Here is a 21,104-nt window from a genome sequence, read left to right on the forward strand (position 1 = left end):
ATGACAGACACAACCTCTTTCGATTTTGCCACCCCAATCGATCGCCACGGAACCTGGTGTACGCAGTGGGATTACGTTGCCGATCGTTTCGGCCACGCCGATTTGCTGCCTTTTACCATCTCCGATATGGATTTCGCCACAGCACCCTGCGTCATTACCGCCATGCAGCAACGGCTGGCGCACGGCGTGCTGGGCTACAGCCGCTGGAAAAATGACGATTTTCTCGGTGCGATTGAACACTGGCTGGCCAGCCGTTTTAACTGTCCGTCAGATCGGGAAACCTTTGTTTACGGCCCATCAGTGATCTGGATGATCGCCGAGCAAATTCGGCAATGGTCGCAGCCTGGCGATGGCGTGGTGGTGCATACACCCGCCTATGATGCGTTCTACAAAGCGATCGCAGGGAATCAGCGCCAGATGTTTTCCGTGCCACTGGAGCGTAACGATGCAGGCTGGTACTGCGATATGACGCGTCTGGAAGCGGTGTTAAGGCGCCCGGAAAGCAAAATTCTTCTCCTGTGCAGCCCACACAACCCAACCGGCAAGCTCTGGACACGGGAAGAACTGGAAACCATGGCCGCGCTGTGCGAGCGGCATAACGTCAGGGTGATCAGCGATGAAATCCATATGGATATGGTCTGGAGCCAGCGTCCACATATCCCATGGCATACCGTGGCGCGCGGCCCGTGGGCGCTGTTTACCTCGGCGTCAAAAAGCTTCAATATCCCGGCGCTGACCGGCGCATGGGGAATGATTGGCGATGCGACGTCGCGCGAGAACTGGCTGGATGCACTGAAAAACAGTAATGGTCTCTCCTCACCGGCGGTGTTATCCGTGGTTGCGCATATTGCCGCTTACCGCCAGGGCGCGCCATGGCTGGATGCTCTGCGAACGTATCTGCGCGCCAATCTGGAGTATATCGCCAGCCGGTTAAATCAGGCGTTCCCGTCGCTTAACTGGCACATCCCGGAATCAACCTATCTGGCGTGGATCGATTTACGTCGCACTGGAGTGGACGACGATGCTCTGCAAAAGGCGCTGATTGAGGAGCAAAAAGTCGCCATTATGCGCGGCGATGTTTACGGCGCGGAAGGTCAGGGATTTATTCGTTTAAATGCCGGTTGCCCGCGAATAAAACTTGAGCGCGGCGTCGAAGGATTAATTGCCGCATTAACATCGCTAATGTGATGTCTACGTTTGTCAGCACCAATGCTTTTTAGGCGGCTGAAGAGATTACGTTCACCGAACACCGATAATATCGGCCATTGCTCAAAACAGAGTCGCCTGCAGGCGGCTCTGTTTTATCGCTAATAATCGCGGAATATTACCCAATGCTTCCGCTCAGGCAACTGACAGAAATGATAGTGGATCAACCATAAAATTGGGTTGTTATTCTCCGCGAAAGCCTTTTCATTCAGGGATTCATAAATTTAGCTGTATTTTTAATAGCTTATTGAGCTGTGGTATAATGGTATGCACTTTAGCAAAAATAAGAGTGCGACCATGATAGATCCAAACCTGCCACTAACTGACATCCATCGCCATCTCGACGGCAATATCCGCGCCCAAACTATTCTGGATCTTGGCCGCCAGTATAATTTACCCCTGCCCGCGCAAACGCTCGACGCGCTGCGTCCGCATGTGCAGGTCACCTCGAACGAACCCGATCTGGTCAGTTTTCTGGCGAAACTCGACTGGGGCGTAAAAGTGCTGGCTTCGCTGGATGCCTGCCGCCGTGTGGCGTACGAAAATATGCAGGATGCGGCCCTTAACGGCCTGCATTATGTCGAGCTGCGTTTCTCTCCAGGCTATATGGCCATGACTCACAACCTGCCGGTTGCTGGCGTGGTGGAAGCGGTAATTGCCGGCGTGCGTGAAGGCAGCCGCGATTTCAACGTCCAGGCGCGGCTAATCGGTATTATGAGCCGCACCTTTGGCGAAGCCGCCTGTTTGCAGGAGCTGGAAGCCTTACTGGCACATCGCGACGGGATCACCGCGCTGGATCTGGCGGGCGATGAACTTGGCTTCCCTGGCAGCCTGTTTCTGTCGCACTTTAACCGCGCGCGGGATGCGGGCTGGCGCATTACCGTGCACGCAGGCGAAGCAGCCGGGCCGGAGAGCATCTGGCAGGCAATTCGCGAACTGGGCGCCGTGCGTATCGGCCACGGTGTCAAAGCGATTGATGATGCGGCGCTCATGGATTTCCTTGCTGAGCAGCGTATCGGCATCGAATCCTGCCTGACGTCGAATATTCAGACCAGTACCGTGCCTTCGCTCGATCGCCATCCACTCAAGACTTTCCTCGAACATGGCATTCTTGCCAGCATTAACACTGACGATCCGGCCGTGCAGGGTGTGGAAATTGGTCATGAATATCAGGTTGCGGCACCCGCAGCAGGGCTGAGTCGCGAACAGATTCGCCAGGCGCAAATCAACGGGCTGGAGATGGCGTTTCTCAGCGAGCAAGAGAAACAGGCATTACGGGAGAGAGTGGCAACCGCCTGAAACAAACCGCTCACGCAGCGGCGTGAGCGGTCAATTGTCAGGTCAGGCTCAGGGTGGCGCGATGTTTTGCGGACTCAATCCCCAGTTCGATTAACTCCATAATCTGAATAGCCTGGCTGGCCGGAACCGGGTTTTCACCGACGCCATTAAGCGCATCGCGAATCGCAGCATAGTAGGCCGGGTAGTTGCCCGGCACGGTCAGCCAGCTCTCTTCCCTGCGTTCTTCGCCTTCCACGCGCGTCAACACGCCGTCGCGCATATCGTAGCCCCAGTCAGCCTGCGGCAAACGCGCGCCATTTTTCAGGCACTCTTCCTGCGGATCCAGACCATATTTCACATAGCTACCACGACTGCCGTGCACAATGTAGCGTGCCGATTCCGCCGCCGCCAGCAGCGTACCATGCAGCACCACGCGGCGTTGCGGGTAAGTCAGTACGGCATGGAAGTAGTCGGTTGATTGTGCACCCGGACGCAACTGCGCCAGATCGACCATCAGCGATACCGGCAGACCGAATAAATTGACCGCCTGATCGAGCAGATGCGGACCTAAATCGTACCAGATGCCGCTGCCCGGACCGCCCTGTTCGCGCCAGCGGTTGCGTACCTGCGGACGAAAACGGTCAAAATGGGATTCAAAATAGGCCACCTCGCCCAGAGCGCCGTCCGCCAGTAGCGCTTTTAACGTCAGAAAATCACTGTCCCAACGCCGATTGTGGAACACAGACAATACGCGCCCAAGACTACGCGCCAGCGCATCCAGTTCGCGGGCTTGTGACAGTGTCACTGTAAAGGGTTTATCCACGACCACATGCTTACCGGCTTCCAGTGCCGCTTTCGCCAGCGGAAAATGGGTATCGTTGGGCGTGGGGATCACAATCAAATCGATTTGCGGATCGTTGAACAGATGTTTCGGTTCAGAAACAACCGGCACGACGGGCCAGTCAGCTTTGACTTTTGATTCATCACTGCTGGAAATAGCCGCCAGTTCCATCCCTGGCGTTCCGGCAATCAGCGGCGCGTGAAACGTTTTACTGGCATAGCCATAACCGACTAAGCCAACACGGATCTTATCACTCATATCATGGCCCCTCCTTTTAGAGCACTTATTTGACACCATCTGTCGGATGGCGACAACCGCTTCCTCTATTCATAAATTTCATGAATGATTTAGTCCCATTACGCCCTGGTTTCCGGTCGAAAAATCTGCTTAAATCTGCAACCAGCGCCTTTTCGAGACATGATGGCGTTTTTTATACGTGGATTAACATCAGGGAGTTGTAGAAGTATGGCCGGAATAATCAATCGGATCATTGAACTAATGGGGTGGGTGGTGCTTGGCGTATCGACCGTTCTTTTGGTTTTCGCCAGCCATATCGATAATTATCAGCCCCCGGAACAGAGTATTGTGGCGCAGAAAAAATAATAACGAAAACTCCTGGTAAAGAGAGTAAATGCTTATTGCCAGCGGTGGTGAAGAACGTTAATCTTCTTCTCCGCCGCCGTTCTGGCATCTGTTTTCATTCGAAAAGAAAACTCTTAATTTAATAGTAGAGCTATTTACGTTGCGATAATAATAATGTTTATTATTCGAACGAATTAGCCCCATTTTATTTACGCCTCTTTCAATATATGGATAACCCACGACATGACCGTTCAGGACTATTTATTAAAATTCCGCAAAATCAGTTCGCTCGAAAGTCTGGAAAAATTGTTTGACCACCTCAACTACACGCTTACCGACACTGCCGAAATCATCAACATGTACCGCGCCGCCGATCACCGCCGCGCTGAGCTGGTCTCTGGCGGCCGCTTGTTTGACATTGGGTGCGTTCCACGCTCTGTCTGGCGCTACGTGCAGTAACGCCTCTGGCATTTGGCGCGTAATGCTTTATACTCGTCGCCCGGCGAAATAAATGCATTACATTAAAGCCTTAACAGAGGAATACACATGACGACAACGCCTGCAGAACGAATCGGAGGCTGGTTACTTGGCCCTCTGGCCTGGTTGCTGCTCACGTTATTAAGTACTTCTCTGGCATTAATGCTCTATGCCACCGCACTATTAACGCCACAGACGGTCGCGGCGCTCGGCGCGCAAACGCTGAAAGAAAACGTTTTGTGGTTCGTTTCATTCGCCTTTGCTATCGCCATCTGGTATTACACGTTCTGGCTGGTGATCGCCTTTTTTAAGCGCCGCCGCAGCGTACCCAAACACTTTATAATCTGGTCGTTAATTTGCGTCCTGCTGTCGCTGAAAGCGTTCGCTTTCTCTCCCGTTTCCGACGATCTGGCGGTGCGACAGCTTCTGTTCCCACTGCTTGCCGCTGCGCTGATGGTGCCTTACTTCAAGCGTTCTCAACGCGTGAAGAAGACCTTTGTTAATCCGTAATAACCTTACAGTTATCCTGTTGTCGCCCGGTGCTGTTTGACCGATAATAGGCGGCTTTTTTATTTTCAGGCCAAATAATGACAGATTATCTGCTGCTATTTATCGGAACGGTGCTGGTCAATAACTTCGTACTGGTGAAGTTTCTTGGCCTGTGTCCGTTTATGGGCGTATCCAAAAAACTGGAAAGCGCCATGGGCATGGGTCTGGCGACCACCTTTGTGATGACGATGGCGTCGGTGTGCGCCTGGATTATCGATACCTGGGTTCTGATTCCGCTGGATTTAGTCTATCTGCGCACGCTGGCGTTTATCCTGATTATCGCGGTCGTTGTGCAGTTCACTGAAATGGTGGTGCGCAAAACCAGCCCGGCGCTCTATCGCCTGCTGGGGATCTTTCTGCCGTTGATTACCACCAACTGCGCGGTGCTGGGCGTTGCGCTGCTGAATATCAACCTTGGTCATAATTTCATGCAATCGGCGTTATATGGCTTTGCCGCCGCCGTTGGCTTCTCTTTGGTGATGGTGCTGTTCGCTGCGATCCGCGAGCGTCTGGTGGTTGCTGATGTGCCCGCCCCTTTCCGCGGCAATGCGATTGCGTTAATCACTGCGGGCTTAATGTCTCTGGCCTTTATGGGCTTTAGTGGTCTGGTAAAACTGTAATGAGTGCAATTTCAATTGCCGTTGCAGCTCTGAGCGTGCTAGGGCTGCTGTTCGGCCTCATTCTCGGTTACGCATCCCGCCGCTTTGCGGTTGAGGACGATCCGGTCGTTGAACGTATTGATGAGCTGCTGCCGCAAAGTCAGTGCGGCCAGTGCGGCTATCCAGGCTGCCGCCCTTATGCAGAAGCAGTGGGCATCAACGGCGAAAAAATTAACCGCTGCGCGCCGGGCGGCGAAGCGGTAATGCTGAAAATCGCCACGCTGCTGAATGTCGATCCGCAACCGATTGACGGCGATGCCAGCGCACAGGAGCCGGTACGGATGCTGGCGGTTATTGATGAAAACAACTGCATTGGCTGCACCAAATGCATCCAGGCCTGTCCGGTCGACGCCATCCTTGGCGCCACGCGCGCCATGCATACGGTGATGAGCGATCTGTGTACCGGTTGCAATCTTTGTGTGGATCCGTGCCCGACGCAGTGCATTGAATTGCGTCCTGTGGAAACGACCACCGCGAGCTGGAAATGGGATTTAGAAACCATCCCGGTACGTATTATTCCTGTGGAACACCATGCTTAAGTTATTTTCCGCTTTCCGAAAAGAGAAACTGTGGGATTTTCACGGTGGCATTCATCCGCCGGAGATGAAAACGCAGTCTAACGGCACGCCGCTGCGCCAGTTACCGCTGGCGCAGCGCTTTGTCATTCCGCTAAAACAACATATTGGTGCTGAAGGCGAGCTGTGCGTCAGCGTCGGTGATACGGTGCTGCGCGGCCAGCCGCTGACGCGTGGTCGCGGCCGGATGCTGCCAGTGCATGCCCCGACGTCGGGTACCGTTATCGCTATCGCTCCCCACTCCACCGCTCACCCTTCAGCGTTGCCGGAGATGAGCGTCATTATTGCAGCTGATGGCGAAGATCGCTGGATCGAACGTGATGGCTGGAATGACTACCGCGCACACAGCATTGACGCGTTGCTCGAACGCATTCATCAGTATGGCGTCGCGGGGTTAGGCGGCGCGGGCTTTCCGACCGCCGCCAAACTGTATGGCGGCGGCAATAAAATTGAAACGCTGATCATCAATGCCGCCGAATGCGAGCCGTACATTACAGCTGACGACCGGCTGATGCAGGATTGTGCCGCGCAGATTATCGAAGGTGTGCGTATTCTGGCGCACATTCTTAAACCGCGTCAGACCCTCATCGGGATTGAAGATAATAAACCGCAGGCCATTTCGATGATGCGTGCGGTACTGGCCGACAGTCATGATATTCAGTTACGCGTTATTCCAACCAAATACCCGTCCGGCGGCGCAAAACAGTTGACGCAGATCCTGACAGGCAAACAGGTGCCGCACGGCGGTCGTTCTTCGGATATCGGCATCCTGATGCAAAACGTCGGCACAGCCTATGCGGTGAAACGCGCAGTGATTGATGGTGAGCCTCTGACCGAACGCGTCGTCACGCTAACTGGCGAAGCCGTCACCCGTCCTGGCAACGTCTGGGCGCGTCTGGGGACGCCAGTGCGTCATCTGCTTGAACATGCGGGTTTCTGTCCTTCCAGCGAACAACTGGTCATTATGGGCGGCCCGCTGATGGGCTTTACCCTGCCATGGCTGGATGTTCCGGTGGTCAAAATCACCAACTGTCTGCTGGCACCGTCTGCCTGCGAAATGGGCGAACCGCAGGAAGAGAAAGGCTGTATTCGCTGTAGCGCCTGTGCCGATGCCTGCCCGGCAGATTTACTGCCGCAGCAGCTTTACTGGTTCAGCAAGGGCCAGCAGCACGATAAGGCCACTGCGCATAACCTCTCCGATTGTATCGAATGCGGTGCCTGCGCCTGGGTGTGCCCCAGCAATATTCCGCTGGTGCAATATTTCCGCCAGGAGAAAGCGGAAATTTATGCCATTGCGCAGGAAGAGAAACGCACGATCGAAGCTAAAGCGCGCTTTGAGGCGCGTCAGGCTCGTCTTGAGCGCGATAAAATTGCCCGCCAGCAGCGCCACAAACAGGCCGCGGTGCAGCCTGGCGCTCAGGATCAGCAGGCTATCGACGCTGCGCTGGCCCGCGTGCGGGAAAAACAAGCTACCGCCACGCAACCAGTGGTGATTCAGGCTGGCGCTGAGCCGGATAACCGCGATGCCATCGCCGCCCGCGAAGCGCGCAAAGCGCAGGTTCGCGCCCGCCAGTCAGAGAAAGCACAGCTCGCTGAAGCAAACACGGCAAGCGGTGAAACGGACGATCCGCGCAAAGCGGCTGTCGAAGCCGCCATTGCCCGCGCGAAAGCGCGTAAAGCGGCGCAGGCTGAATCCCCGGTTGTCGAACAACCGCCGGAGCAGGCGCCTGTCGATCCGCGCAAAGCTGCCGTTGAGGCAGCAATTGCCCGAGCGAAAGCGCGCAAAGCGGCGCAGGCTGAATCTCAGGTTGTCGAACAACCGCCGGAGCAGGCGCCTGTCGATCCGCGTAAAGCTGCCGTTGAGGCAGCAATTGCCCGAGCGAAAGCGCGCAAAGCGGCGCAGGCTGAATCCCCGGTTGTCGAACAACCGCCGGAGCAGGCACCTGTCGATCCGCGTAAAGCCGCTGTCGAAGCCGCCATTGCCCGCGCGAAAGCGCGCAAAGCAGAACAAACTCAGGCGCAGGTAGCGGTAAATGAGGCATCACCGGTTCCGCAGGCCGCCAATGATGATCCGCGCAAAGCGGCTGTCGCCGCCGCCATCGCCCGTGTTCAGGCTAAAAAAGCCGCGCAGCAAGCTGTTAACGAGGATTAAATGGTTTTCCGAATCGCAAGTTCCCCCTATACCCATAACCAGCGTCAGACTTCACGCATTATGCTGTTGGTGACGCTCGCCACCGTGCCTGGCATTGCCGCTCAACTGTGGTTTTTCGGTTGGGGAACCCTGATACAGATCATTCTCGCCATTGTCAGTGCCCTGGCAGCGGAAGCGCTGGTGTTGTCGCTGCGTAAACAAAACGTGGGCGCAATTCTGGCGGATAACTCGGCGCTGTTAACCGGCTTGCTGCTGGCGATCAGTATTCCCCCTTTCGCGCCGTGGTGGATGGTGGTGCTGGGTACGGTGTTCGCCGTCGTTATTGCCAAACAGTTATATGGCGGGCTTGGTCACAACCCATTTAACCCGGCGATGATCGGTTACGTGGTACTGCTGATCTCTTTCCCTGTGCAAATGACCAGTTGGCTGCCGCCATACGAAATCGCCCATACCGTGCCGGGTTTTATGGATGCGGTACAGGTGATCTTCAGCGGGCATACTGCAACGGGTGCCACCATGGAAACCCTGCGTATTGGCATTGATGGCGTCAGCCAGGCCACACCGCTGGATACCTTTAAAACATCACTGCATGCGGGTCACAGCGTTGAGCAGATCCTGCAATACCCGATCTACAGCGGTGTGCTGGCGGGCGCAGGCTGGCAGTGGGTTAACCTTGGCTATCTGGCCGGCGGGCTGTTCCTGCTGTGGCAGAAGACCATTCGCTGGCATATTCCGCTGAGCTTCCTGCTTTCGCTTGCGGTGTGCTCCACGCTTGGCTGGATCTTTTCCCCGCAATCGCTGGCTGCACCGCATCTGCATTTACTCTCCGGCGCAACCATGCTGGGCGCTTTCTTTATTTTGACCGATCCGGTAACCGCCTCCACTACCAACAAAGGGCGGCTGATTTTTGGCGCGCTGGCGGGTTTGCTGGTGTGGCTGATCCGCAGTTTTGGCGGCTATCCGGACGGCGTCGCCTTTGCCGTACTGCTGGCTAATATCACCGTACCGCTGATTGACTACTACACGCGTCCTCGCGTGTACGGGCATCGATAAGGAGTCGCCATGCTAAAGACAATGCGTAAACATGGCGTGACGCTGGCGCTGTTCGCAGCAGGTTCTACCGGCCTGACAGCTGCCATTGATCAAATGACCAAAACCACGATTGCCGAGCAGGCCGCGCAGCAACAAAAAGCGCTGTTTGATCAGGTGATTCCCGGCGACAGCTATAATAATGCGCTGCAACAGAGCTGTTATCTGGTAAGCGATCCGGCGTTAGGTAAAGGCCAGCATCATCTGTGGATCGCTAAAAAAGATGAGCAGCCGGTGGCGGCAGTGATTGAAGCCACGGCACCCGACGGCTACTCTGGGGCAATTCAGTTACTGGTCGGTGCCGACTTTTCCGGCACCGTACTGGGTGTGCGCGTGACTGAGCATCATGAAACGCCGGGGCTGGGCGATAAAATCGAACTACGTATTTCTGACTGGATCACGCACTTTTCCGGGAAGCGAATTGAAGGTGCCACCGACCCGCATTTTGCGGTGAAAAAAGATGGCGGCGATTTCGATCAGTTCACGGGAGCCACCATTACCCCGCGCGCCGTGGTCAATGCGGTTAAACGTGCGGGTCTGTATGCAACGACGCTGCCTGAGCAGCTTTCCCGTTTACCGGGTTGTGGAGAGTAAACGATGAGCGAAGTAAAAGACGTTATCGTCCAGGGGCTGTGGAAGAACAACTCCGCGCTGGTGCAGTTGCTCGGGATGTGCCCGCTGCTGGCGGTAACCTCCACGGCGACTAACGCTCTGGGTCTGGGGCTCGCTACCACGCTGGTCCTGACGCTGACCAATTTGTTTATTTCGCTGTTGCGTCGCTGGACACCCGCAGAGATCCGTATTCCTGTTTATGTAATGATTATCGCGTCCGTGGTCAGTGCGGTACAGATGCTGATTAACGCTTACGCTTTTGGTCTGTACCAGTCATTGGGGATTTTTATCCCGCTGATCGTCACCAACTGTATCGTGGTCGGGCGCGCTGAAGCTTTCGCCGCGAAAAAAGGCCCGGCGTTATCGGCGCTGGATGGTTTTTCCATCGGCATGGGGGCAACCTGTGCGATGTTTGTTCTCGGCTCGCTGCGTGAAATTCTTGGCAACGGCACCCTGTTTGACGGCGCAGATGGTCTGCTCGGCAACTGGGCCAAAGTGCTGCGTATTGAAGTGTTTCATACCGATTCACCGTTTTTGCTGGCGATGTTGCCGCCCGGTGCATTTATCGGTCTGGGCATGATGCTGGCAGTGAAATATCTGATCGATCAAAAAATGAAAAAGCGCCGGGAAGCCGCTGCTGCTGTTAGTGACGCTGCGCACTCGTCGCCCGGGAAGGCATAATGAACAAAGCAAAACGGCTGGAAATATTAACCCGTTTACGGGAAAACAACCCACATCCGACCACCGAACTCAATTTCAGTTCGCCGTTTGAACTGTTGATCGCCGTGCTGCTTTCCGCCCAGGCGACCGACGTCAGCGTCAATAAAGCCACCGCGCTGCTCTACCCGGTTGCCAATACGCCAGCCGCGATGCTGGCGTTGGGCGTTGAGGGTGTGAAGCAATACATCAAAACAATTGGCCTGTTTAACAGCAAAGCGGAAAACGTGATTAAAACCTGCCGTATTTTGCTGGAAAAACATGGTGGCGAAGTGCCGGAAGATCGCGCCGCACTGGAAGCACTGCCGGGCGTCGGGCGCAAAACCGCCAATGTGGTACTCAACACCGCCTTTGGCTGGCCAACGATTGCCGTCGACACACACATCTTCCGCGTCTCTAACCGCACGCGTTTTGCGCCCGGTAAGAACGTTGAGGAAGTGGAAGAGAAGCTGCTGAAAGTGGTGCCGGCGGAGTTTAAAGTCGATTGCCACCACTGGTTGATCCTGCACGGGCGATACACCTGCATCGCCCGTAAGCCGCGCTGCGGCTCCTGCATTATCGAAGATCTCTGCGAGTACGACGACAAAGCCGAACTCTGACCGCCGTCAGAACGGCCGGAATACCGCCAGCAGAATAATCACTGCCACCACGACGATAATCAATGTGGTGGCATTGCGCACAGCGCCAGCCCCCTTCACCGCCTCACCTGCCGCCATCCGGCGTATCGTTGCAGAGAGAAAGCCGTGCAGCCCGGAAAGTACAATCACGGCCACGATCTTCACGACCAGCCAGAGATGCGGAAACTGACCGTGAGCGATAACCATGATCGCCCCGGCAATCCACAGCAGCAACATCGCGGGGGTGACGACTTTGCGGCTCCAGCGACGTACCGCCAGCAGCAACCCAGCCGTTGAGGTTTTATCACTTTGCAGCGCGCTCCAGCCGGCAACCACAGCCATCACCAACATGCCGCCAATCCAGACGATGGCGGAGACAATATGTAACGCATTGAGCCACGGGTGAAAGTTCATTATTTGACTCCAGTAGAAAGGGACAGGCAGCAGTCTGCCAGCAGCGCGGCGGGATGTCATGAACAATGCGCGGCATAACGTTAAAAAAGCCATGGTTATTGCCTTTTTACCGTATGCGGAAGCAATGAAAATTGGCAGAACTTGCTGATTTTCAGCAGATAACTGATGTGATATTACTCACATCTCTGCACATTGCCCATCAAGTCGAATTAATGTTCGAAAAATGATGAATTTGACAAATAATCGTTCACTTATGCGTATTCATTAAGACTTATCATTTTTTTAGAAGAAAAAAATACAACCGCAGTGTGATTATACTGACATTGCTAATGTGATGTTAAAAAAGAAGTTTATTGCCGGGAATTTCAGACCGTAGCGCAAAGTTTAGCCACTTATTTTCAAGACATATAACCATTAATGTTTGATAAACCAGTCCAATACACTACATTATAAGCAAAATAGCAGAACATATAGCTAATGACGTAATCCTACCCTATGATCCCAGTGGAAAAATCCATCTTTATTACATTGGTAAAATTTAACTCTGAATAACAAATACAATTACCGAGTAATGTAATGACAGAGATCTATGTAACAGAATATGTCAAAGGTATTGCCTGAAAGCCCAGGATAGTGAACATTACCCGCCGTTTCCCCTCCCAATATAACTATAAGCGTGATGAACTCTGGTTATTACGCGCTGAACACCCCCGTTAATATGGGATGTAAAAAAAGAGGTATATGTGTCAACTGCAAACAAACCAACCGAAAGCGTTAGCCTGAATGCTTTTAAACAACCGAAAGCGTTTTATCTGATTTTCTCGATCGAGTTATGGGAACGTTTTGGTTACTACGGCCTGCAAGGGATCATGGCCGTTTACCTGGTAAAACAGCTGGGTATGTCCGAAGCGGACTCGATTACGCTGTTCTCTTCCTTTAGCGCGTTGGTCTACGGCCTGGTCGCTATCGGCGGCTGGCTGGGCGATAAAGTCCTCGGTACCAAACGTGTGATTATGCTGGGCGCGATTGTGCTGGCGATCGGCTATGCACTGGTGGCATGGTCCGGCCATGACGCCGGTATCGTCTATATGGGTATGGCGGCTATCGCCGTCGGTAACGGGCTGTTCAAAGCCAACCCGTCTTCCCTGCTCTCTACCTGCTATGCCAAAGATGATCCGCGTCTGGACGGTGCATTTACCATGTACTACATGTCCGTTAACGTTGGCTCCTTCTTCTCTATGCTGGCAACGCCGTGGCTCGCCGCGAAGTTTGGCTGGAGCACGGCATTTGGTCTGAGCGTTGTCGGTCTGCTGATCACCATCGTTAACTTCGCCTTCTGCAAACGCTGGGTGAAAAATTACGGTTCAAAACCGGACTTCGCACCGGTGCGCATGGGTTACCTGCTGGCGACCATCGTCGGTGTCGCCGTGCTGATTGCTATCGCAACCTGGCTGCTGCACAACCAGGGGATCGCCCGTATGGTACTGGGTGTTGTTGCGCTGGGTATTATCTGCATCTTCGCGAAAGAGACGTTCGCCCTGCAAGGCGCTGCACGTCGCAAAATGATTGTGGCCTTCATTCTGATGCTTCAGGCGATCGTTTTCTTCGTCCTGTACAGCCAGATGCCGACGTCCCTGAACTTCTTTGCCATTCGCAACGTTGAACATACCCTGTTTGGCATCGCGTTTGAGCCGGAACAGTATCAGGCGCTGAACCCGTTCTGGATCATTATTGGTAGCCCGATTTTGGCCGCAATCTACAACAAAATGGGCGATACGCTGCCGATGCCGCATAAATTTGCGATCGGTATGGTATTGTGCTCCGGCGCGTTCCTGGTTCTGCCGCTGGGCACCAAATTCGCTTCCGATGCCGGTATCGTCTCCGTGAACTGGCTGATTGCAAGTTACGCGCTGCAAAGTATCGGTGAACTGATGATCTCCGGGCTGGGCCTGGCGATGGTTGCGCAGCTGGTACCGCAACGACTGATGGGCTTCATCATGGGTAGCTGGTTCCTGACGACTGCCGGTGCGAACATCATCGCAGGTTACGTCGCTAACCAGATGGCAATCCCGGAAAACGTGACCGACCCGCTGATGTCACTGGACATCTACGGTACTGTCTTCCTGCAGATTGGTATCGCCACAGCCGTGATTGCGGTGCTGATGATCCTGGCTGCACCGAAGCTGAACCGCATGACGCAGAGCGACGACAACGTGCGTGAAGCGTCGGAAACCGCAACAGCGTAATTGCTGCGGGGAGCACGAAATATTCAGCCGCTAACCCAGGTTAGCGGCTTTTTTTTTATTCCGCGACGTAATAACCTAATGCCCGAAATTGACTATAAGGAAAGCATAATGAAACTGTTTTACAAGCCCGGCGCCTGCTCGCTTGCATCGCACATTGCCCTGCGTGAAACCGGTAAAGACGTGACGCTGGTCAGCGTCGACCTGATGAAAAAGCGCCTGGAAAATGGCGACGACTTTTTTGCCATTAACCCGAAAGGCCAGATCCCTGCGCTTCAACTTGATGACACCACGCTGGTGACGGAAGGCGTGGCAATCATGCAATATGTCGCCGACAGCGCACCGGACAGCCAGCTTCTGGCGCCGGTCGGTACGTTGCCGCGCTACAAAACGCTGGAGTGGCTAAACTTTGTCGCGACCGAGCTGCATAAAGGCTTCACGCCGCTTTTCCGCCCGGATACGCCGGAAGAGTACAAACCGACGGTTCGCGCTCTGCTGGAGAAAAAGCTGCAATACGTGGACCAGTCCCTGGCGAATAGCGAGTGGATCAGCGGCGCGCGCTTCACTATTGCTGATGGCTACCTGTTTACGGTGCTGCGCTGGGCGCGCGCAGTGAAACTGAACATGGAAGGCCTGAGCCATATCGACGCGTACATGGCGCGTGTTGCCGCTCGTCCGGCCGTTGCGGCCGCGATGGCAGCGGAAGGTATTCAGTAAGCACTGATGGCCCGCGTGCGTTTGCGCGCGGCATTAATGCCAGTAAGAGAAAGGCGGGAAAATCCCGCCTTTTTTATTACAGCAAGGTTGCGCTGAACAGATGTTCCGGTTTCGCGATCCTGTCCTGCGCTGCCACCACTTGCAGTTCGTACTCCTGCATGCCCTGAGTGGTCAGCATAATTTCATACACCGCAGCCGTTACATGCTCCAGCGCCTCACGTACCGATGCACCCTGCAGCAGCTTCACCAGTAACAGCCCGCTGGTGACATCGCCGACGCCAACCGGCTGACGCGCGCCGAAATCGACCAGCGGACGGCTGATGTGCCAGGCTTCCTGCGGCGTCACCAGCAGCATCTCAAAACGATCCGCGCTCAGACCGGCGCGCGCCAGATGTTTCACCAGAACAATTTGCGGCCCTTTCGCAATCAGTTCACGCGCGGCAGCGACCGCTTCCTGCACGCTATTCACTGCATGTTCGCAAAGGATCTCCAGCTCAATCAGATTAGGCGCAATGATATCGCTGGCCGGTAACGCGTGGCGCAGATGGAATTCGGCGACGCCCGGCGCAACGATGCACCCTTTTTCGGGATGCCCCATCACCGGATCGCAGAAATATTTCGCCTGCGGATTGGCGGCTTTTACCTGACGCACGATACCGAGAATATGTTCGCCCTGCTCCGCCGACCCGAGATAGCCGCTTAGTACCGCGTCACAGCGCTGTAGCTGATCAATAGCGGCGATGCCCTGCACAATCTCCGTCAGATGCGCGGGCGGCATGACGCTACCGGTCCATTTGCCGTACTGGGTGTGGTTAGAAAACTGCACCGTATTCAGCGGCCAGACATTGGCGCCAAGGCGGCGCATCGGAAATTCAGCCGCACTGTTCCCCGCATGCCCAAAGACCACATGCGATTGAATGGCGAGGATGTTCTTCATTTTTGTAGCCTTGCAATGACGGGACGAAAAAGAAGGGAGTGATTTCTCACTCCCCGGGATATGACGTGAATTATTTCCAGCAGATCAGGCAGTAATTTTTCTTACCGCGACGCAGCAGCGTGTAGCGACCAAACAGGCGATCGCTGTCGGCGAAGGTGTATTCCGGATCGGACTGTTTTTCACCGTTGATGGTGACCGCATTGGAGGCGATGGTTTTACGCGCCTGGCCGCGGGATGGTTGCAGCTCGGAATCGACCAGCGCCTGCATCAGATCCGCACCTTTTTCCATCTCGACCATCGGCACGCCATCCTGCGCCAGCTGTTCGAAATCCGCTTCGCTCAGATCGCTCAGCGTGCCGTTAAACAGGCTTTCGGTGATGCGTTTTGCGGCAACCAGCCCCTCTTCGCCATGCACCAGTCGCGTGACCTGCTCGGCCAGCACATACTGTGCGCGCGGTGCTTTACCGCTGTTCTTGTCTTCTTCTTCCAGCGCGTTAATTTCGGCGATATCCATAAAGGTGAAGAATTTCAGGAAGCGATAAACATCGGCATCGGCGGTGTTGATCCAGAACTGGTAGAACTTGTACGGGCTGGTTTTCTTCGGATCCAGCCAGACCGCGCCGCCTTCGGTTTTACCGAATTTGGTGCCGTCAGCTTTGGTGATCAGCGGAACCGTCAGGCCAAATACCTGATTCTGGTGCAGACGACGGGTCAGGTCGATACCGGAGGTGATGTTGCCCCATTGATCGGAACCGCCGATCTGCAACGCCACGCCGTGCAGCTTGTTCAGGCAGGCGAAGTCGTAACCCTGTAACAGGTTGTAGGAGAACTCGGTAAAGGAGATACCGACATCATCACGGTTCAGACGCTGTTTCACCGCTTCTTTGTTAATCATCTGGTTAACAGAGAAGTGTTTGCCGATATCGCGCAGGAAGGTCAGCACGTTCATGTTGCCGAACCAGTCGTAGTTGTTCGCCGCAATTGCGGAGTTGTCACCGCAGTCGAAATCGAGGAACGGTGCCACTTGCCGGCGGATTTTATCCACCCACTCCTGCACGGTCTCTTCGGTATTCAGTTTGCGCTCGGTCGCTTTAAAGCTCGGATCGCCAATCAGCCCGGTAGCGCCGCCTACCAGCGCTACCGGCTTGTGGCCAGCCTGCTGGAAGCGTTTCAGGCATAACAATGGAACGAGATGCCCCAAATGCAAGCTGTCTGCGGTGGGATCGAAGCCGCAATAAAGCGCGATTGGCCCCTGCGCCAGTCGCTCTGCTAACGCTTCCTCATCCGTTACCTGAGCCACCAGGCCCCGCTCTTGCAATTGTTTAATCAAGTTACTGCTTGCCATCAAATTCTCCATGTATAAAACGGAACTGCACCTTTGCCGGTACACGACTTTTCGCCAGATGCGAAAGGATACTTCAGGGGGGCAGATAGAATAAAGCGCCGGAACACGGAGTACCAGCGCTTAACGCAACATTTTTCAGGGATTACGGAGCGAGACGATCAATTTTCCAGGCGTCATTTTCACGCTGGTATAAAAAACGATCGTGCAGACGGTTAGCGCCGCCCTGCCAGAACTCCATCTGCTCAATGCTGACGCGAAAACCTCCCCAGAAACTGGGCAGCGGAATTTCGCCCTGCTGGAACTTTTGCTTCAGTTCAAGAAACTTGCTTTCGAGGATACCGCGCGCGGAGATACGGCTGGATTGTTTAGAAACCCAGGCACCGATTTGACTGTCGCGCGGGCGGCTGTGAAAGTACTTCACCACTTCCAGCGTCGATAAGCGTTCTGCTTTACCGGTTACCATCACCTGACGTTCCAGCATATGCCACGGGAACAGCAGACTGACCGCCGGATTATGCTCAATATGGTGCGCTTTACGGCTACCAAGGTTGGTATAAAACACCAGCCCTTTTTCATCATAATGCTTGAGCAGCACGATGCGCTGATAGGGCTGACCGTTTTCATCCACCGTTGCTACCACCATGGCAGTCGGATCGACGAGCTGGGCCTCGCAGGCTTGCCCTAACCAGCGCTCAAAGAGTTTCAGCGGCTCTGCTGGCAGGTCGTTGCGGCGCAGACCGCCTTTTGTGTATTCACGGCGCAGATGCGCGATTTGCTGCAATTGATCGTTATCAGACATGGCGTTAGCAAAAAATAATCATCAGGGAGGGCTATTATGCGCCCCCCTGTGAAAATCTCAACGCTCTGGAATTAACTGACAGTTATTCAGCACGATGCGGTCACGTTTATAGACCGTCGCGCCGTTACCTTTCGACCAGAAAACATAAACGCCATCAGTATAGCGCGCGCCGGATGCCGATAACCCTTGTTGCAGCGTCAGTAGCTTGTCATCCCAGACGAAACTGGCCTGCTGGCGGGTACGGTTAATTTTCACGGTCAGGGGTTTTTCATCGCACTGGTAAACCAGCGTGTCGGTATGCATCCGTTCAACGAACTGGTTGTAATAACTACACCCGGCAAGCAGTGCGGGCAGGCAGGCAATCAGCAGTTTTTTCATTGGGTATCCCTGGACAGTCCTGGTCACGGAGGGCGAAACGCCCTCCTTAAATCCGGTCAGTCTAGCGATGTAACACCAAAGTAAAATTCGGTTAACTCTGATTCTGGCGTGGGTTCGCCGGATAGATGGCGCCAAGTACCGTCGGCGCAGAAGCCCCGGTCACCGACGGCAGATTGCCTGGTAACCCGGCGAGCGTTCGCCATGCCAGCCAGGCAAAAGCCAGCGCTTCCATATCATCACCGCTGATCCCCGCGTCATCCGTAGTGGAAACTTCGATACCCGGCAGCAGCGCCGCCAGACGCGCCATCAACAGCGGATTACGGCTGCCGCCGCCGCACACCAGCAGACGTTCACAACCGCCGCTCAGCAATACCTGTTCGGAAATGGTCACCGCCGTCAGTTCCGTCAGCGTTGCCTGGACATCGCTGGCGCTAATACCCGGGAAATGGACCAGGTGGCGCTCAAGCCAGCCATAGTTGAAATATTCGCGCCCGGTGCTTTTCGGCGGTATTGCCGCGAAGTAAGGATCGCTGAGCATATTTTGCAGCAACGGCAGCACCACTTTCCCTTCGCTTGCCCACTGAGCGTCTTTGTCATATGGCTTGCCCTTTTGTCGCCAAATCCAGGCATCCATCAGCATATTACCCGGCCCGGTATCATAGCCTCTGACCGGTTGACCGGGGATTAACAGCGACAGATTGGCAATGCCGCCAATATTGAGCACCATCCGTCGTTCAACCGGATGCGCCAGCAGCGCGTGGTGAAAAGCCGGAACCAGCGGCGCGCCCTGTCCACCCAGCGCCATATCGCGCCGACGAAAATCGCCGACCACCGTTACGCCAGTACGAGCGGCAATCTGATTGTTATCGCCTATTTGCAGCGTATGCGGTGCAACTCCCGTTGGTTCATGCCAGACCGTTTGCCCGTGGCAGCCAATCGCCACGATATCCTCCGGGTGCAGATGCTCGCGATCCATCAACGCCAGAACGGCATCAGCGAACAGTTTTCCCAGTTGCGTATCCAGCCGTCCCAGTTGTGAGAGCGTGAGCGGCTGCCCCTGGCAAATCGCGAGGATCGCCTCTTTCAGCGGCAGTGGAATAGGAAACGTAAGGCTTGCCTGCTGCGCGACCATGTTCTCATCGATGGCCGCCAGCACCACATCCACACCGTCCAGACTCGTTCCCGACATCACCCCAATGTAGCGACCCGATTTCATGCGCCTTCCTTAATTTGCGTAACTCAGGAGCAACACTCCACCATAAAGCAACCATTAACGCTATCGACTACAAACACTTTTTAACAATCCTGCCGTTTTACACTAAGTGAAATCCCATCAGGTCGCGTTTATAATCGCTTCGTTTAAATCTGGTTAAACAGACACCGGGTATTATTTTTGCCAGGATTAGGCAGAAGATACGACCTGGCATTGTAAAAATGCCATATAATTTAACCATGACGGATGCTCATAAGAGCATTTCATGGTGAACAGGAGATTCATAAATGATGTTACGTGCACTGGCAGTTTCGCTGATTGGTTTAACGTTGGCTGGTTGTGTCAACAACGATACGCTTTCCGGTGATGTTTACTCTGCCTCCGAAGCCAAACAAGTGCAAAATGTCACTTACGGCACCATTGTTCATGTCCGTCAGGTGCAGCTCCAGGGCGGCGATAACAGCAACGTTATTGGCGCGATTGGCGGCGCAGTGCTGGGTGGTTTCCTCGGTAATACCGTGGGTGGCGGCACTGGTCGTTCTCTGGCTACCGCAGCAGGCGCGGTTGCAGGCGGCGTAGCGGGTCAATCCGTTCAGGGTTCGCTGAACAAAACTCAGGGCGTTGAGCTGGAAATTCGTAAAGACGACGGTAACACCATCATGGTGGTTCAGAAACAGGGCAATACCCATTTCTCTGCGGGCCAGCGCGTCGCGATGGCCAGCAACGGCAGCCAGGTAACGGTCTCTCCGCGCTAAGCAGGAGGCTGGTTGTTGCAGTTGCGACCACCTTCAGACATAAAAAAAGCCTTGCGATGCAAGGCTTTTTCAATTCAATCCCGCGACTGTAGCTCAAGGATATTTTGTTCCAGCCGGGCAATCATCTTGATTAACAGATCCAGTTCTTCCGCAGAGATCCCGGAAAGAATTTCACCCCGGGTTTTGCGAATTACTGTCTCCATTTCATCGATAATCGGTGCTGCTTTTTCCGTCAATTTGATCCGTTTTGCCCGGCGATCGCTGGCGCATGTCTGGCGAGAAATAAGACCTTTCTCCTCCAGTTGGTCAAGCGTACGCACCAGCGAAGGCTGCTCAATGCCAATCGCTTTAGCCAGTTGAATTTGCGACTGCTCGGGCGGCAACTGATGAATATTGTGCAGCGTTACCCAGTGAGTCTGCGTTAATTCCAGAGGTTTCAGGCGATGGTCAATCAAAGCGCGCCATACGCGCACTAAGCGTGCCAGATCAGAACCTAATGGCGATTCCAATTTCATCTCCTTATAATTAGCTTGCTAACTTATTATACTCATTTTAAAATAGTTTGCAGTATTTGTATTGGTAAAACAAATGTATTGCTGTCCCGGTCAAGTAGTTTGCGAAGTCGCTCCCAGCTCTGACGTGGCATCTTTATCTCTTTTCTTACCGTTAAGCCCTGCCCGGCGATCCGTTTGACTGTACAGGACCCATAACCGTGAAGTGGAATTCGAGTTCGCTGGATTTACCCCTCCAGGACCTGATTTTCGGCGCATCAGTCTATTTCCCGCCTGTTTTTAAAGTCGTGATGCTTGGCTTTCTGCTGTGGCTTGTCGCCCACCGTTTGTTGCGTGAGTGGATCTACGCTGGCGAGATCTGGCACCCCATTCTGATGGATCTTTCCCTGTTTGTTATTGCGCTGAGTCTCGCGCTCGGCTTGCTCATCGTGTGGTAA

24 protein-coding genes are annotated in these 21,104 nt (G+C 54.4%); 16 read left to right on the forward strand and 8 right to left on the reverse strand.

Annotated elements, in window-relative coordinates; all coding sequences use genetic code 11:
- The gene (locus Y71_RS14750; protein WP_007374799.1) at positions 1–1,188 is read left to right on the forward strand and encodes a MalY/PatB family protein; all 1,188 of its coding nucleotides are present in this window, start codon (positions 1–3) and stop codon (positions 1,186–1,188) included.
- Between the two features lie 315 nt (positions 1,189–1,503).
- Entirely contained in the window at positions 1,504–2,505 is a 1,002-nt protein-coding gene (gene add / locus Y71_RS14755) for an adenosine deaminase (protein WP_007374798.1), read from the forward strand.
- 37 nt (positions 2,506–2,542) lie between these two features.
- On the opposite strand, the gene Y71_RS14760 is transcribed toward add, so the two are convergent.
- The gene (locus tag Y71_RS14760) at positions 2,543–3,583 is read right to left on the reverse strand and encodes an oxidoreductase (RefSeq protein WP_007374797.1); all 1,041 of its coding nucleotides are present in this window, start codon (positions 3,581–3,583) and stop codon (positions 2,543–2,545) included.
- A gap of 207 nt (positions 3,584–3,790) precedes the next feature.
- Between Y71_RS14760 and blr the strand changes: the two genes are divergently transcribed.
- From blr to nth, 10 genes are all read left to right on the forward strand, one after another.
- The gene (blr, locus tag Y71_RS14765; RefSeq protein WP_007374796.1) at positions 3,791–3,928 is read left to right on the forward strand and encodes a division septum protein Blr; all 138 of its coding nucleotides are present in this window, start codon (positions 3,791–3,793) and stop codon (positions 3,926–3,928) included.
- 222 nt (positions 3,929–4,150) lie between these two features.
- On the forward strand, positions 4,151–4,366 hold the full coding sequence (gene ydgT, locus Y71_RS14770) for a transcription modulator YdgT (protein WP_007374794.1): 216 nt from the start codon (positions 4,151–4,153) through the stop codon (positions 4,364–4,366).
- A gap of 87 nt (positions 4,367–4,453) precedes the next feature.
- Positions 4,454–4,894: a DUF2569 domain-containing protein gene (locus Y71_RS14775; protein ID WP_007374793.1), complete on the forward strand. Its 441-nt coding sequence runs from the start codon at positions 4,454–4,456 to the stop codon at positions 4,892–4,894.
- 77 nt (positions 4,895–4,971) lie between these two features.
- Complete coding sequence (gene rsxA, locus Y71_RS14780; protein WP_007374792.1) at positions 4,972–5,553, forward strand: electron transport complex subunit RsxA; 582 nt, start codon at positions 4,972–4,974, stop codon at positions 5,551–5,553.
- A complete protein-coding gene (gene rsxB / locus Y71_RS14785; protein ID WP_007374791.1) occupies positions 5,553–6,131 on the forward strand; it encodes an electron transport complex subunit RsxB in 579 nt (192 codons plus the stop codon). The genes rsxA and rsxB overlap by 1 nt, the downstream gene beginning before the upstream one ends.
- The gene (rsxC, locus tag Y71_RS14790) at positions 6,124–8,319 is read left to right on the forward strand and encodes an electron transport complex subunit RsxC (protein WP_081120790.1); all 2,196 of its coding nucleotides are present in this window, start codon (positions 6,124–6,126) and stop codon (positions 8,317–8,319) included. The genes rsxB and rsxC overlap by 8 nt, the downstream gene beginning before the upstream one ends.
- A complete protein-coding gene (gene rsxD / locus Y71_RS14795; RefSeq protein WP_007374789.1) occupies positions 8,320–9,372 on the forward strand; it encodes an electron transport complex subunit RsxD in 1,053 nt (350 codons plus the stop codon).
- A 9-nt stretch (positions 9,373–9,381) separates the two neighbouring features.
- Positions 9,382–10,002 (forward strand): electron transport complex subunit RsxG, encoded by a 621-nt coding sequence (gene rsxG, locus Y71_RS14800; RefSeq protein ID WP_007374788.1) that lies wholly within the window; start codon positions 9,382–9,384, stop codon positions 10,000–10,002.
- 3 nt (positions 10,003–10,005) lie between these two features.
- A complete protein-coding gene (locus tag Y71_RS14805) occupies positions 10,006–10,701 on the forward strand; it encodes an electron transport complex subunit E (RefSeq protein ID WP_007374787.1) in 696 nt (231 codons plus the stop codon).
- The gene (gene nth / locus Y71_RS14810) at positions 10,701–11,336 is read left to right on the forward strand and encodes an endonuclease III (protein ID WP_007374786.1); all 636 of its coding nucleotides are present in this window, start codon (positions 10,701–10,703) and stop codon (positions 11,334–11,336) included. Before Y71_RS14805 ends, nth begins: the two co-directional genes overlap by 1 nt.
- Before the next feature lie 6 nt (positions 11,337–11,342).
- On the opposite strand, the gene Y71_RS14815 is transcribed toward nth, so the two are convergent.
- Positions 11,343–11,768: a CopD family protein gene (locus Y71_RS14815; protein WP_007374785.1), complete on the reverse strand. Its 426-nt coding sequence runs from the start codon at positions 11,766–11,768 to the stop codon at positions 11,343–11,345.
- A gap of 743 nt (positions 11,769–12,511) precedes the next feature.
- Here Y71_RS14815 and dtpA point away from each other — a divergent pair.
- Positions 12,512–14,014 carry a dipeptide/tripeptide permease DtpA gene (gene dtpA, locus Y71_RS14820; protein ID WP_007374784.1) on the forward strand — a complete coding sequence of 501 codons (1,503 nt, stop codon included), beginning with the start codon at positions 12,512–12,514 and terminating at the stop codon, positions 14,012–14,014.
- A gap of 108 nt (positions 14,015–14,122) precedes the next feature.
- Positions 14,123–14,728 carry a glutathione transferase GstA gene (gene gstA, locus Y71_RS14825; RefSeq protein WP_007374783.1) on the forward strand — a complete coding sequence of 202 codons (606 nt, stop codon included), beginning with the start codon at positions 14,123–14,125 and terminating at the stop codon, positions 14,726–14,728.
- Positions 14,729–14,804: 76 nt separating this feature from the next.
- Here gstA and pdxY read toward each other — a convergent pair whose 3' ends face one another.
- The 5 genes from pdxY to anmK form a co-directional block, all read right to left on the reverse strand.
- Positions 14,805–15,665, reverse strand: a complete 861-nt coding sequence (pdxY, locus tag Y71_RS14830; protein WP_007374782.1) for a pyridoxal kinase PdxY — start codon at positions 15,663–15,665, stop codon at positions 14,805–14,807.
- A gap of 70 nt (positions 15,666–15,735) precedes the next feature.
- The gene (gene tyrS / locus Y71_RS14835) at positions 15,736–17,010 is read right to left on the reverse strand and encodes a tyrosine--tRNA ligase (protein WP_007374781.1); all 1,275 of its coding nucleotides are present in this window, start codon (positions 17,008–17,010) and stop codon (positions 15,736–15,738) included.
- A gap of 142 nt (positions 17,011–17,152) precedes the next feature.
- Entirely contained in the window at positions 17,153–17,809 is a 657-nt protein-coding gene (gene pdxH / locus Y71_RS14840) for a pyridoxamine 5'-phosphate oxidase (RefSeq protein ID WP_007374780.1), read from the reverse strand.
- Between the two features lie 57 nt (positions 17,810–17,866).
- Complete coding sequence (mliC, locus tag Y71_RS14845) at positions 17,867–18,187, reverse strand: C-type lysozyme inhibitor (protein ID WP_007374779.1); 321 nt, start codon at positions 18,185–18,187, stop codon at positions 17,867–17,869.
- A gap of 91 nt (positions 18,188–18,278) precedes the next feature.
- The gene (gene anmK / locus Y71_RS14850; RefSeq protein ID WP_007374778.1) at positions 18,279–19,403 is read right to left on the reverse strand and encodes an anhydro-N-acetylmuramic acid kinase; all 1,125 of its coding nucleotides are present in this window, start codon (positions 19,401–19,403) and stop codon (positions 18,279–18,281) included.
- 284 nt (positions 19,404–19,687) lie between these two features.
- On the opposite strand from anmK, the gene slyB reads away from it, so the two are divergent.
- Positions 19,688–20,155 (forward strand): outer membrane lipoprotein SlyB, encoded by a 468-nt coding sequence (gene slyB, locus Y71_RS14855; protein ID WP_007374777.1) that lies wholly within the window; start codon positions 19,688–19,690, stop codon positions 20,153–20,155.
- A gap of 74 nt (positions 20,156–20,229) precedes the next feature.
- Here the strand turns inward: slyB and slyA are convergent, their stop codons facing one another.
- Positions 20,230–20,670 (reverse strand): transcriptional regulator SlyA, encoded by a 441-nt coding sequence (slyA, locus tag Y71_RS14860; protein ID WP_035889248.1) that lies wholly within the window; start codon positions 20,668–20,670, stop codon positions 20,230–20,232.
- 197 nt (positions 20,671–20,867) lie between these two features.
- On the opposite strand from slyA, the gene Y71_RS14865 reads away from it, so the two are divergent.
- The gene (locus Y71_RS14865; RefSeq protein WP_007374775.1) at positions 20,868–21,104 is read left to right on the forward strand and encodes a DUF1656 domain-containing protein; all 237 of its coding nucleotides are present in this window, start codon (positions 20,868–20,870) and stop codon (positions 21,102–21,104) included.

Origin of the sequence: Kosakonia radicincitans DSM 16656, from assembly GCF_000280495.2 — a bacterium.
GTDB classification, from domain to species: Bacteria; Pseudomonadota; Gammaproteobacteria; order Enterobacterales; family Enterobacteriaceae; genus Kosakonia; species Kosakonia radicincitans.